This window comes from Serratia sp. Res13-Sevr-LER1-36-b (genome assembly GCF_015673035.1).
Taxonomy (GTDB): Bacteria; Pseudomonadota; Gammaproteobacteria; order Enterobacterales; family Enterobacteriaceae; genus Chania; species Chania fonticola_C.
In genome coordinates this window covers 687,485-700,816 of sequence record NZ_JADACK010000005.1, presented here as the reverse complement: position 1 = coordinate 700,816, position 13,332 = coordinate 687,485, and the positions used below count along the sequence as shown (strand labels likewise).

Annotated in this window: 13 protein-coding genes; 9 read left to right on the top strand and 4 right to left on the bottom strand. The window is 54.6% G+C overall.

All coding sequences use genetic code 11. The annotated features are described in order from the left end of the window. The first annotated feature begins 111 nt into the window (after nt 1-111). The 9 genes from IMQ33_RS04300 to IMQ33_RS04260 all read left to right on the top strand — a co-directional run bounded on the left by IMQ33_RS04300 (nt 112) and on the right by IMQ33_RS04260 (nt 8,965). Entirely contained in the window at nt 112-933 is an 822-nt protein-coding gene (locus IMQ33_RS04300) for a pyruvate, water dikinase regulatory protein (protein ID WP_021804571.1), read from the top strand. Between the two features lie 169 nt (nt 934-1,102). Further along, nucleotides 1,103-2,149 carry a 3-deoxy-7-phosphoheptulonate synthase gene (locus tag IMQ33_RS04295; RefSeq protein ID WP_021178121.1) on the top strand — a complete coding sequence of 349 codons (1,047 nt, stop codon included), beginning with the start codon at nt 1,103-1,105 and terminating at the stop codon, nt 2,147-2,149. A gap of 103 nt (nt 2,150-2,252) precedes the next feature. Then, the gene (locus IMQ33_RS04290; protein ID WP_161740230.1) at nt 2,253-2,738 is read left to right on the top strand and encodes a glutathione peroxidase; all 486 of its coding nucleotides are present in this window, start codon (nt 2,253-2,255) and stop codon (nt 2,736-2,738) included. A 155-nt stretch (nt 2,739-2,893) separates the two neighbouring features. Next, a complete protein-coding gene (gene hemP / locus IMQ33_RS04285) occupies nt 2,894-3,088 on the top strand; it encodes a hemin uptake protein HemP (RefSeq protein ID WP_021804574.1) in 195 nt (64 codons plus the stop codon). A 93-nt stretch (nt 3,089-3,181) separates the two neighbouring features. Further along, complete coding sequence (locus IMQ33_RS04280; RefSeq protein WP_161712065.1) at nt 3,182-5,254, top strand: TonB-dependent hemoglobin/transferrin/lactoferrin family receptor; 2,073 nt, start codon at nt 3,182-3,184, stop codon at nt 5,252-5,254. A 67-nt stretch (nt 5,255-5,321) separates the two neighbouring features. Then, nucleotides 5,322-6,356 (top strand): hemin-degrading factor, encoded by a 1,035-nt coding sequence (locus tag IMQ33_RS04275; RefSeq protein WP_196062514.1) that lies wholly within the window; start codon nt 5,322-5,324, stop codon nt 6,354-6,356. Then, entirely contained in the window at nt 6,353-7,183 is an 831-nt protein-coding gene (locus tag IMQ33_RS04270; RefSeq protein WP_098931292.1) for a hemin ABC transporter substrate-binding protein, read from the top strand. The genes IMQ33_RS04275 and IMQ33_RS04270 overlap by 4 nt, the downstream gene beginning before the upstream one ends. Further along, complete coding sequence (locus IMQ33_RS04265; protein WP_065686090.1) at nt 7,183-8,187, top strand: iron ABC transporter permease; 1,005 nt, start codon at nt 7,183-7,185, stop codon at nt 8,185-8,187. Before IMQ33_RS04270 ends, IMQ33_RS04265 begins: the two co-directional genes overlap by 1 nt. Beyond that, nucleotides 8,180-8,965, top strand: coding sequence for a heme ABC transporter ATP-binding protein (locus IMQ33_RS04260; protein ID WP_098931294.1), 786 nt, complete (start codon nt 8,180-8,182; stop codon nt 8,963-8,965). Before IMQ33_RS04265 ends, IMQ33_RS04260 begins: the two co-directional genes overlap by 8 nt. A 27-nt stretch (nt 8,966-8,992) precedes the next feature. Here the strand turns inward: IMQ33_RS04260 and IMQ33_RS04255 are convergent, their stop codons facing one another. The 4 genes from IMQ33_RS04255 to IMQ33_RS04240 form a co-directional block, all read right to left on the bottom strand. After that, on the bottom strand, nt 8,993-10,435 hold the full coding sequence (locus IMQ33_RS04255) for a protein adenylyltransferase SelO (protein ID WP_196062513.1): 1,443 nt from the start codon (nt 10,433-10,435) through the stop codon (nt 8,993-8,995). 284 nt (nt 10,436-10,719) lie between these two features. Beyond that, nucleotides 10,720-11,457 carry an EAL domain-containing protein gene (locus IMQ33_RS04250; RefSeq protein ID WP_098931296.1) on the bottom strand — a complete coding sequence of 246 codons (738 nt, stop codon included), beginning with the start codon at nt 11,455-11,457 and terminating at the stop codon, nt 10,720-10,722. Between the two features lie 299 nt (nt 11,458-11,756). Further along, nucleotides 11,757-12,770, bottom strand: coding sequence for a lipoate--protein ligase A (locus IMQ33_RS04245; protein ID WP_098931979.1), 1,014 nt, complete (start codon nt 12,768-12,770; stop codon nt 11,757-11,759). A gap of 57 nt (nt 12,771-12,827) precedes the next feature. Continuing rightward, nucleotides 12,828-13,286, bottom strand: coding sequence for an NlpC/P60 family protein (locus IMQ33_RS04240; protein ID WP_021178133.1), 459 nt, complete (start codon nt 13,284-13,286; stop codon nt 12,828-12,830). Nucleotides 13,287-13,332 lie beyond the last annotated feature (46 nt).

Below are 13,332 nucleotides of genomic sequence, written 5' to 3'. Positions count from 1 at the left end.
TTGCCGCGAATGATTCCCAGCGTCACAAAATTTCTGTCCCCCTCTTTACCCTATGTGGGTATGCAGACCATGATGTTGCTATCAGTCGTTTCAGGCATTAAGGAGTTATGGGTGGAAAGAAGCGTTTTTTATATCTCGGATGGCACGGCCATTACCGCCGAAGTATTGGGGCATGCGGTGCTGTCACAGTTTCCCGTCAAGGCCACCACTTTCACTCTGCCCTTTGTGGAAACCGAAGCGCGTGCGCGGGGCGTATGCCAGCAGATCAATGATATTTACCAACAGACCGGTGTGCGCCCACTGGTGTTCTATTCGATTATCTCGCCGGAAGTGCGCCAAGTGATCACCCAAAGTGAAGGATTCTGCCAGGATATCGTACAAGCCCTGGTCGGCCCGCTACAGGGGGAATTAGCGGTGGATCCAACGCCAGTACCTAATCGCACCCACGGGCTGACCGAAAACAACCTGGGCAAGTATGACGCCCGGATCGCGGCCATTGAATACACCCTGGCCCATGATGATGGGATATCGCTGCGCAATCTCGATCAGGCGCAAGTGATCCTGCTCGGCGTATCCCGCTGTGGTAAAACCCCCACCAGCCTGTATCTGGCGATGCAATTTGGTATCCGCGCGGCCAACTATCCGTTTACCGCAGATGATATGGATAATTTGCAGCTACCCGCCGCGTTAAAACCGTTTCAACATAAGTTATTTGGGTTGACCATTAACCCTGAGCGGTTAACAGCGATCCGCGAAGAACGCCGCGAAAACAGCCGTTACTCTTCCCCGCGCCAATGCAGGATGGAAGTTGCCGAAGTGGAAGCGCTGTTTCGCAAAAACCAGATCCGCTATCTCAATACCACCAACTATTCGGTGGAGGAGATCTCCACCAAGATCCTCGATATCCTCGGGATGAGCCGGCGGATGTTCTGATAGTAGGGGCTGGCGGAGAGTCCTCTATGCCCCCTTTTTTGTGCTTTTTTATCGGTTTTAATCAGCCGATCACAATCTCTACGGTTGAATTCAGCGGTTTTTGCGTTATTGTGATCGCCATCACTTCCCGGTATTCCTGCCGTCGCGAAGAACAGTTTTAGAGACAATCATGCACAAAACAGATGAACTGCGGACCGCGCGCATCGACAGCTTGGTCACGCCTCAGGCGCTGGCAGAGAAGTTGCCGATCTCAGCATCGGTAGCCGATAACGTGACGGCGTCACGTAAACGTATCGAAAAAATCCTAACCGGCGAAGATAAGCGCCTGTTGGTAGTGATTGGCCCCTGCTCCATTCACGATCTGGATGCGGCGATGGACTATGCCACCCGCCTTAACGTACTGCGCGAGCGCTATCAGGACCGTCTGGAAATCGTGATGCGCACCTATTTTGAAAAACCGCGCACCGTGGTGGGCTGGAAAGGCTTGATTTCCGATCCCGACCTGGACGGCAGCTATCAGGTCAACCGTGGCATTGAGATGGCGCGCAAGCTGCTATTGTCAGTGAACCAGCTTGGCCTGCCAACGGCGACCGAGTTCCTGGATATGGTGATCGGCCAGTATATTGCCGACTTGATCAGCTGGGGCGCGATTGGCGCTCGCACCACCGAAAGCCAGATCCACCGTGAAATGGCCTCGGCGCTCTCTTGCCCGGTTGGTTTCAAAAATGGAACCGACGGCAATACCCGCATCGCCATTGATGCCATCCGTGCTGCACGCGCCGGTCATATGTTCCTGTCGCCAGACAAAACCGGCCAGATGACCATTTACCAGACCAGCGGCAACCCTTATGGCCATATCATCATGCGCGGCGGCAAGACGCCAAACTATCACGCGACCGATGTGGTAGCCGCCTGTGATAGCTTGCGCGAGTTTGATTTACCTGAACAGCTGGTGATCGACTTCAGCCACGGTAATTGTCAGAAATTGCATCGCCGCCAGTTGGAAGTGGCGGAAAACGTCTGCCAACAGATCCGTGCAGGCTCCGTGGCCGTCGCTGGCGTGATGGCCGAAAGCTTCCTGGTGGAAGGCACGCAGAAGATCGTGGCTGGCCAATCACTAACCTACGGCCAATCCATTACCGACCCTTGCCTGAGCTGGTCGGACAGCGAGCAGTTGCTGGCTATGCTGGCCGACGCGGTAGATACCCGTTTCTGATCTTGCTACTTAGCGGGTGCCGCACACTGCGCCCGCTTAACTATACTGCATACAATCACTCCCCATTCAGCGTCATTGCCACAGCGAGCAGGAGCCTTTGCGCATGAACCATTCACTGCTGTCCATTCCCTGTATCACCCTGCAAGGGGAACATAAAACGCTGGCCGACTTTCCGGCGCAGGCCTACCTGGTGGTCAATACCGCCAGCAAGTGTGGCTTTACCCCGCAGTATGCAGGCTTGGAAAAGCTGTGGCAGTATTATCGCTCACGAGGGTTGATGGTGCTGGGCTTTCCCTGCAATCAGTTTGGCGGGCAGGAGCCAGGCAACCCGCTGGAGATTGCCAACTTCTGCACCCTCAACTATGGCGTCAGCTTTCCGCTGTTCAGCAAGATCGACGTCAACGGCGCGCAGGCGCATCCCCTGTTCAGCGAGTTAAAACGCCGTGCTCCCGGTCTGTTAGGCAGCCAACGTATCAAGTGGAACTTCACCAAATTCCTGCTCACCGCCGATGGCGAGCGCATCACACGCTTTGCCCCCATCACCAAACCTGAGCGCCTGTTCGGCCGTATCGAAACCCTGTTGAAATAGCCGTTTTACCAGCAAATTGATCGCAATCAATCTAGCTCCGGTAAGCATGACGACAAAAAGGTTCCATCGGTAAGAAAATTTCCCTTGATGTAACCTTTCGTTCACATGATAATGATTATCAATTTGATATTAATTACCATTTACCGGTTGAATTTATGGACAATCTCAATAATTGCCAACAGTCCAACAACGCTTTGGTTACTCCTGACGGCAGTGCTCCTGCCGCTTTACCGCCCTGCTTCGACAGTGCCGAACTACTGGGCACGGATGGCCTGGCGGTGATCATCCATCAAGGGCAACGCTATCAACTTCGCCAAACCAAAGCGGGAAAATTGATCTTAACCAAATAACGTCTTAGTTCCTTTTAACGCCAGCCACCCCGATCTTGCGATCCAGGCAGCCAGCAAATCTATTGATATGTTGAGTCATACGGAGAGTTGCACATGCCTGCCATTTTTACCTCCCGGCTGCGTTTATCCGCATTAAGCCTGGCCATTGCCTGCGCTTTGCCTACGGTGGTTTTTGCTCAGACCGACACCAGTGTTTCCGCTGCCACCAAGGCACAAGAAAAAAACAGAGATGAGGCCATGACCGTGGTCGCCACCGGTAATCAGCGCAGCAGTTTTGAAGCGCCGATGATGGTGACGGTGATCGACGGCAACAGCCCTCAGAGCCAAACCGCCACCACCGCCGGCGATATGTTGCGTCATGTACCTGGGGTTACCGTAACCGGTACTGGCCGGAGCAATGGGCAAGACATCATGATGCGGGGTTACGATCGCCGTGGCGTGCTGATCCTGGTTGATGGTATTCGTCAGGGAACCGATACCGGCCATATCAATGGCACCTTCCTGGATCCTGGATTGGTAAAACGTATTGAAGTCGTGCGTGGCCCATCGGCACTGTTGTACGGCAGTGGCGCATTAGGTGGGGTTATCTCCTATGAAACGGTGGATGCCGCCGATCTGCTGTTGCCCGGCCATAACTCCGGCTACCGCGTCTTCGGCACTGCTGCTACCGGCGATCATAGCCTTGGCATGGGTGCCAGTGCTTACGGTAAAACTGACGATCTCGATGGTCTGATCTCTTTCGGTACCCGGGATATTGGCAATATTCGCCAGGGCGATGGCTTTAATGCGCCGAATGATGAAACCATCAGCAACATTTTGGCCAAAGGCACCTGGGCCATTGATGACAACCAGTCCCTGAGCGGTAATCTGCGCTATTACAACAACCGGGCACAAGAACCTAAGAACCCGCAAACGCCTGATGTTTCGAGCAGCAATGTGTTAACTGACCGTTCTACGATTCAGCGCGACGCACAACTCGGTTATAAGCTCAAACCTACAGGCCAAGATTGGCTGGATGCCGATGCCAAGATTTATTACTCCGAAGTAGAGATCAATGCGCATACGGACGGCAGCACGGATGAAGCTCGCAAACAAACCACCAAAGGTGGCAAGCTGGAAAACCGTACCCGCCTGTTCGCCGACAGCTTCGCTTCGCACCTGTTTACCTATGGTAGCGAAGCCTATCGGCAGGAACAGACGCCGGGGGGCGCAACAGAGAGCTTCCCGCAGGCCAAGATCAACTTCGCTTCCGGCTGGCTGCAAGATGAGATCACACTACGTGACCTGCCCGTCTCTTTCCTTGCCGGGACGCGTTATGACAATTTCAAAGGCTCTAGCGACGGTTATGACGACGTCAACGCTAACAAGTGGTCATCCCGTGGTGCGATGAGCGTTACCCCTACTGATTGGTTGATGATGTTCGCCTCTTATGCTCAGGCATTCCGCGCACCGACCATGGGTGAGATGTACAACGACTCCAAGCACTTCTCGATCCCGATGGGGCCAACCACGATCACCAACTATTGGGTACCTAACCCGAATCTGAAGCCAGAAACCAACGCCACGCAGGAATACGGCTTCGGCTTACGCTTTGACGATCTGTTAATGGCCGATGACACCCTGCAATTCAAGGCCAGCTACTTCGATACCAAAGCCAGAGATTATATTACTACCGGTGTCACCATGGAGTTAGGCCGTGGCCCACGCGGTATGTACTGCATCAGCTGTACCACCTTCTCAACCAATATCGATCGCGCCAAGATTTGGGGATGGGATACCTCGCTGAACTATAAAACCCGGTGGTTCGGTTTGGATCTGGCCTACAACCGCACACGTGGTAAAGATGAAACTACGGGTGACTGGCTCCCCAGTGTCAACCCGGATACGGTCACCAGCGTGTTGGATATTCCTATTGCCGAGACCGGTTTATCCACCGGCTGGGTCGGAACCTTTGCCCAGAGTGCGCATAACGTGGCTACCGGCTACACCAAACAGGCCGGGTATGGCGTGAACGATTTCTACCTAAGCTATAAAGGCCGCGAAGACCTGCAGGGCGTCACCACTACCGTGGTCCTGGGGAACGCCTTCGATAAAGAATATTACTCACCACAGGGCATTCCGCAGGATGGTCGTAACGCCAAACTGCTGGTCAGCTATCAGTGGTAACCCATTGAACCACAGCGGGCAGGCCGTTTTTGCCCGCTCCTCACCCACAAAAACAGGAAACAAATTAATGAGCGAGACCCTATACCAACGTTATGAGCAGGCGAAAATTGATCACCCAGGTAAATATGCCCGCGATCTGGCCGAGCTGTTGGGTATCAGCGAAGCCGAACTGACCCACGCCCGCGTAGGCCACGATGCTCGTCGCCTGCAGGCCGATGCCCGTACGCTGCTGACCGAACTGGAACAGGTCGGCGTCACCAAGTCCATCACGCGTAACAGCTATGCGGTACACGAACAGGTTGGGCGTTATCAGAATCAGCACCTCAGTGGTCATGCCGGGCTGATCCTCAACCCGCGCGAGCTGGATCTACGCCTGTTCCTCAACCAATGGGCCAGCGTTTTTGCCCTGAGTGAAACCAACAAGCGTGGCGTGCGCCACAGCATCCAGTTCTTTGATCATCAAGGTGACGCGCTGCATAAGGTCTACACCACCGACGAAACCGACCTCACCGCCTGGTTCGCCCTGGTCGAACGCCATCAGATTGCGGAAAACCCGGCACTGGAGCTGCAACCGGCCGAGATTAAAGAGAGTAACAGCGCGCCAGATACCGCCAAAATCGATGCCGACTGGCGGGCTATGACCGACGTCCACCAGTTCTTCCAACTTCTGAGCCGCAATAATCTGACCCGCCAACAGGCCTTCCGTGCCGTGGGAAACGATCTGGCCTATCGCGTGGACAACAGCGCGCTGACGGAGATCCTGGAAGCCGCCAAGTCTGCGCAAAACGAAATCATGATCTTCGTCGGCAACCGGGGCTGCGTACAGATCTTTACCGGCCAGATCGAACGTCTGATGCCGCAGGACGGCTGGGTCAACATCTTCAACCGCCACTTTACCCTGCACCTGATTGAAGGGGCGATCGCCGAAAGCTGGATCACACGCAAACCAACCAAAGATGGCATGGTCACCAGCCTGGAGCTATTTGCCGCCGATGGCACCCAGATCGCCCAACTCTACGGGCAACGTACCGAAGGCCAACCGGAGCAGCTGCAGTGGCGTGAACAGGTTGCTGCACTTGAACCGAAGGAAGTCGCCGCATGATAGCTTCATTGGCCCGTCGCCTGGCGCTGTGTGTTGCGCTGGCGTTTCCATTGGTTGCCGTTGCGGCCGAAAGGATTGTCTCTATAGGCGGTGACGTGACCGAAATTGCCTTCGCACTAGGCGCGGGCGATGAGGTTGTGGCACGAGACAGTACCAGTTTGCACCCTGCTGCGGTGCAGAAATTGCCCGACGTAGGCTATATGCGCCAGCTGAATGCCGAAGGTATTCTGGCGCTGAAACCCACGTTGATCCTGACTACCGAGTTGGCAGAGCCAGCGTTGGTGCTCAAGCAATTGGAGGACAGTGGCGTGAAGGTGGTGCGTATCCCTGGGGATACCACCGTGCAGGCGGTGCCTGAAAAAATCAGCGTGATAGCCGATGCCATCAATCGCAGTAGCCAAGGCAAGCAGTTGGCTGAACGTTATCAGCAACAGTTGGCAGCGGTAGCCAATACGCCGCTGCCGGTGAAAGTACTGTTCGTGATGAGTCACGGGGGTATTACCCCCATGGCCGCGGGCCAGCAAACCGCGGCAGATGCCATTATCAGAGCGGCTGGGTTGAAAAACGCGATGCAAGGTTTCAGCCGTTACCGCCCGCTCTCGCAAGAGGGCGTGATTGCCAGCGCACCAGACTTGCTGTTGGTGACTACCGATGGCGTTCGCTCCATCGGTGGCCAGGAAAACCTTTGGCTGTTGCCCGGCATGGCTCTGACACCGGCGGGGAAAAACCGCCGCGTGCTGATCGTTGATGATATGGCGCTGCTCGGTTTTGGTCTGGAAACGCCGCAGGCGCTGGGCCTGTTGCGTAAAGCGGCGGAGCAAAAGTAATGCGTTGCCGAACCTCACCCCGCCTGGCGATCGGCAGCCTGCTGATCCTGCTGACGATCCTGGTGCTTGGGGCCGCTAACCTGGGGGCGTTGACACTATCATTTCGCACCTTGTGGCAGGCTCCTCTCAGTGATGCCTCCTGGCATATCTGGCTGAATATACGCCTGCCTCGCGTGCTATTGGCCGTAGTGATCGGTTGCGCGTTGGCGGTTTCCGGCGCGGTGATGCAGGGGCTGTTCCGCAACCCCTTGGCCGATCCCAGCCTGTTGGGGATCAGCAGCGGCGGCGCACTGTTCGTCGCCCTGGTGATCGTCATGCCGCTGGCCCTGCCCCCGCTCATCGCGCTATACAGCCATATGCTGGCGGCGTTTCTTGGCAGCCTGCTGGTTTCGATACTGATCTACGGTATCAGCCGCAGCGGGCACGGCAGCCTGTCGCGGCTGTTGTTGGCGGGTATCGCCATCAATGCGCTGTGCATGGCGGCGATTGGTGTGCTGTCGTACCTCAGTAGCGACCAGCAATTACGTCAGTTTTCACTCTGGATGATGGGCAGCCTTAGCCAGTCACAGTGGCCTACCCTGGTGGTGTCCGCTTCGCTGATCCTGCCAGCCGCATTGCTGACGCTGTTACAGGCTCGTCGTTTGAATCTGCTACAGCTAGGTGATGAAGAAGCACATTACCTTGGAGTTAATGTGCAACGCGCCAAGCTGCAGTTGCTACTGTTGAGCGCTCTGCTGATTGGGGCTGCCGTAGCGATGAGTGGCGTGATCGGCTTTATTGGCCTGGTGGTACCCCACCTGGTGCGTATGCGGCTTGGGGGCGATCACCGCTGGTTGTTGCCAGCCTCTGCCCTCGGCGGTGCCTGCCTGCTGTTGGTGAGCGATACGCTGGCACGTACGCTGGTCGCTCCGGCAGAAATGCCGGTAGGCCTGATGACCAGCCTGATCGGTGGTCCCTATTTTCTGTGGCTGGTGATGCGCCAGCGGGAGCGCACCGGTGGATGATTCATCAAAGCTGACAGCACGGCAATTGCGTTACAACCTGGGGGATCGCAGGCTGATCACCGATGTCTCCCTCAGCATTGCCAGCGGTGAAATGGTGGCGATTATCGGCCCCAACGGCGCGGGGAAGTCGACCTTGCTTCGCTTACTTACCGGTTATCTGGCAGCAGACTGTGGCGAGTGCCGCCTGCAAGGTAAACCGCTTGAGCAATGGCAACCGCAGCAGTTGGCCAAGGTCCGGGCGGTAATGCGTCAACACAGCGAGCTGGCCTTTCCGTTTACCGTGGAGGAAGTGATCGCTATGGGGCGTTCTCCGCATAGCGGGCGCGATGCCAAACGGGCGATCCAACAGGTGATGGAGCAGACCGATTGCACCAGCCTGGCCCAACGTGATTACCGCCAGCTTTCCGGCGGGGAACAGCAGCGGGTGCAACTGGCCAGAGTATTGGTGCAGTTGTGGCAGCCGCAACCCGCACCATCCTGGTTATTCCTTGATGAACCCACCTCGGCGCTCGATCTGTATCATCAACAGCATACCTTACGCCTGCTGCGCTCCCTGACGCGTCAGCAGCCGTTGGCGGTCTGTTGCGTATTGCACGATCTTAATCTGGCCGCGCTGTATGCCGATCGTATTCTGTTGTTGCATCAGGGCCGCCTGGTCGCTTCCGGTACCCCGCAGCAGGTATTGCAGACAGATATCCTGACACGTTGGTATCAGGCAGATCTCGGTGTCACCGCCCACCCGGAGACCGCACTGCCGCAGGTATTTTTACGTCAGTAACGGTAAGCCATGGAGGGCTTGCTGCCGTTAGCTTGAACAGGAAATTTCCAGATGCTTGCCCCAATCCGGTGGCAAGGCCGCCAGATCGTCATACTGAGCATCGTCGGCGAAAGGTTGCAGCAACGCCTGGTGCAAACGTGCCAGCTTGCTGACATCGTCCTGCTCTGCCGCTTCGATGGCCTGCTGCGCCAGATAATTACGCAAAATCAGTTTAGGATTTGCCCGCTTCATCGCTTGCTGGCGCTCGGCATCACTCACCTGCTCAAGCTGTAAGCGCTGGCGATATTTTTGATACCAGCCGTCAAACACATCGCGATCGATAAATTCATCACGCAATGGCGTTTGCGACTGCTGCTGCTCAACGTCGCTCAATAAACGGAAGATGCGAGTGTAGTCGCGTCCCTCTTGCGCCATCAGGCTCAATAAGCCGGTCAGCAGATCGTTATCCTGTTTTGACTGGGTAAACAAGCCCAGTTTGGCACGCATTTGCTCGCCATAAGCCTGCATCAGCGCGGGTTTATAGGCGGCCAGTGCCTGCTGTAACTGCTCGGCACTCAGCAAACCGGATAGCGTTTGCGCCAATCGATGCAGGTTCCATAACCCCACGGCAGGCTGGTTATCGAACGCATAACGGCCCTGATGATCGGAATGATTGCAGATATAATCGGGCCGGTAGTCATCAAGGAAGCCATAAGGGCCATAATCCATCGTCAGGCCGAGGATCGACATATTGTCGGTATTCATCACGCCGTGGGCAAACCCCACGCACTGCCAGTGGGCAATCATACGTGCGGTACGTTCCACCACATCGGTAAACCACAGCAGATAGCGATCTTGTTCATCAACCCATTGCGACCAATGGCGCGCAATAACGAAGTCCGCCAGTTGCCTGACCTGCTCCGACTGTTTGCGATAATAGAAATGTTCGAAATGGCCAAAGCGAACATGGCTTTCCGCCACCCGCAGCAGCATTGCCCCGCGCTCCGGTTGTTCACGAAACACCGGATGTTCGCTGGTGACAATTGTCAGGGCCCGCGTCGTCGGGATCCCCAAATGGTATAGCGCCTCGGAGGCCAGGAATTCACGGATCACCGAGCGCAGCACTGCCCGCCCATCGCCCATGCGGGAATACGGCGTTAACCCAGCGCCTTTCAGATGCCAGTCCATACTGCGGCCGTCCGCGAGCCGCTGTTCGCCCAGCAGGATCCCCCGGCCATCTCCCAACTGCCCTGCCCAGGAACCAAACTGATGGCCGCTGTAAACCTGCGCCAAAGGCTGCATACCGGGTAACAGGGTTTCACCTGCCCAGATTGGCGTTTTCTCTGGGGTAAACCAGCTTGCGTCCAACCCCAGTTCCTGAGCCAGCGGCTGGCTGTAATACAGCAAACGGGCCGCTTTAAGCGGCGTCGGCTGCAGTGCGGTATAAAAACCGGGCAGCTGTTGGTAATAAGCGTTTTCAAATTGCGGCATAGGCCCTCCGTAACGCTTAGTGTAGAGCCTGGAGGTGCAGATTAACACGGAGGATTTACAAGGGATTCGCCCCTTGCCGATAACCTGAAGGGGCGTGGTAGACTAAAAAGCGGCGGTGAGCCCTATTAGCTTGGTTATTTAACGCCGACGGCGTGAGTCTTTTAATGACCTACTACGCGCATGGCTAAAATGCTTTATCAATGATAAAGCGACAATAATTATCAGTACTGGGATCACGGTAAAAATCATCCAGTCCACTATTTACCCCGGTGTGTAAGTAAAAATCAGCTATTATTATCGAACTCTTCAGCAATCCTGCGTAGAGACCGCAGATTATCCACACTGATGGCAGGCCATAAAAATCCCTGTAGCCCTAAAACACCGGTGTTGGTCAGTTTATTGAAATACTCATGTTTCTCAATGCCGCAAACAATAACTCCCTTACAAAGTTGATTGATATTCTTAAGCAGTGAATCGATAACCAGGTCATATCCCTGTTGGGTAACCAATTGCCAATAAAAGCGTTTGTCGATCTTCACAAAATCAAATAAACCATCGTACAACGCGGTCAACGTCGCTTTGCCAGAACCGAAACCATCGAGCCACAGCGAAAAGTAGTCACTTAACAAGCGTATTTTCCCATTGTCTTTCCCTGCGGAAAGGTTGGGGAAACTCTCATTGATTTCAAAAGCAATAAACGGCAACTGATGCACTCGTTGACGACGTGTTTCGCTGCCAAGCAGCCAATCGACAACCGTTTCTTCGATATTAATGGTCAATGTCACCCCGTTGGCAACAAACCATGACGCGTGCTTTTCAGCCAGCGTGAGTTGATCGTTGAATAACTCAATCCTTTGTTCTGGGGTTAATAACCGCAGGCCGATCTCCGTAGGCATCGCCAGGTTGTCGCCCGAGCCAGTAAAACGGGTGAGAAGTTCCACCGCCAGCAATCTTCCCGTCATGGCGTAAATCGGCAGGAAGACGTACTGACTAATAAAATCAACGTCAGATTGAATATTCATTTTAAGGCCAGAGGCTTAATGGCGTGCAAAACATCGTATAACAATAAGTTATACCGATCAATCCCTCGGGGATAGTTCATAAATAGTAATGTGATTAGCTAGGCGTTGCCAAGTAATTGATAGCTTTAGCGATGTTTTTTTGTTCAGGCAGTCAGGTGCGATAATTATATTTGCGGCATCTATCGTTACAAATTAAAAGCTTTACGCAATGTGTGAATTATTTTTATGTTCAACGATCAGGTGATGCGGCGACCACCTGATTTCATTAATAAAATTCCCAACTTATTTACCACAAAGCACTACTTAATGGTTTCCAACAACCAACGCTGCAACTCACTTAGCTCGTTCTCCTGCTGTGGATATTGCGCTACCAGCTGTGCACAACAGTCTGCCAACGCCTCGCTGCGATAGGCACATCCCACCAGCTTTTCGGCCAAAGTCTGTAATGGCGAAGGGTTGAGGCTGTCGGTGAATATCTGCGCGCGTACAATCGCGCCCTTCTCGACGTCAAAAAAGATATCTACCCCACCCCAGGTAAATCGTTCATTCAGCAAGTGGCTAAACGCTGGCGCTTTGCCAAAATTCCATTCCCAACTGCTCTGCTTGGCAAATTGCTGGGCAAAATCAGGCAGGTCTGGGAAGACATCCGGGGAGATCACTTCCGGCTGTGCCGTTTCACCATAATGGGCGAAGAAAGCCTGAATAACGGCGTCACAAACCTGCTGATGGTCGATTTCGGGCACAAACTCGGCCAGGTTAGCGACCCTGGAACGTACAGAAGTGATGCCTTTCGCCTGCAGTTTTTTCGGATCGGGATTGAGATAATCCGCCAGGCGATTGAGATCGGCATTCAACAGCAGCGTACCGTGATGAAAGCCACGATCCTGGGTTTCGCGGTAGGCTGAACCGGAGATTTTGCGCACTCCGTTGGCCGTTTCAACCACCAGATCGTTACGCCCGGAAGCCGAAGCATCAACACCTAGCTGTTTTAGCGCCGCCAGAATAATGCCGGTAGAAACGGTTTTATCGTAGCCGGGCTTACCGGCCATAAAGGTAAAGCAGGTATTGCCCAGATCGTGAAACACCGCCCCGCCGCCGCTGCTGCGCCGTGCCAGACGAATGCCATCCTGCTCCATCCGCCGGGTATTGCACTCTTTCCACGGGTTCTGCGACTGGCCAATCACCACGGTTTCGGCATTACGCCACAGGAAGAGGATTTTTTGCGTGGTCATTTCGCGGAAGATGCACTCTTCTACCGCCAGATTAAACCAGGGATCGTAGGAATCGGAAATCAATAAACGTAAGGAATTCATGGCAGTCACCTCATCATGCAGTGCTGCCATAATACACCAGATAGGGGGTTTGGGGCGTTAAATCCGGCGCGCCTGCCAGTACACCTTGCGCCAGTAAACGTTGTTGAGTGAGGAACGCGTCACGCCTTTACTGGTAGAAGCATGAATAAACTCGTCGTTGGTATCGTAGATCCCCACATGCAGGCCATTCTCTCCGCTGCCGGTTTTAAAGAACACCAGATCGCCTGGCATCAGCTCGTCGCGCGAGACTTTGGTCCCCAGCCCGGTTTGCTGCGCCGTGGAGCGCGGTAATTGCATATCAAAACGATCGCTAAAGGTGCGATAGACAAAGCCGGAACAGTCGACACCGCCGCGATCTAGCCCGCCATAGCGATACGGGGTGCCATACCATTGACGCAGTTGCTCGTTCAATTGCGCTACCACCACGATGGAATCGGACAAACGGCCACTCGGCGGCGGCGCATGGCTGCTGCAACCGGCGAGAATTAAACTGGCTAATAGAAACCACACACGCATCGCATTTTACCTTTCACTTGAACACCGAAGCGGATCAACCGCCTGC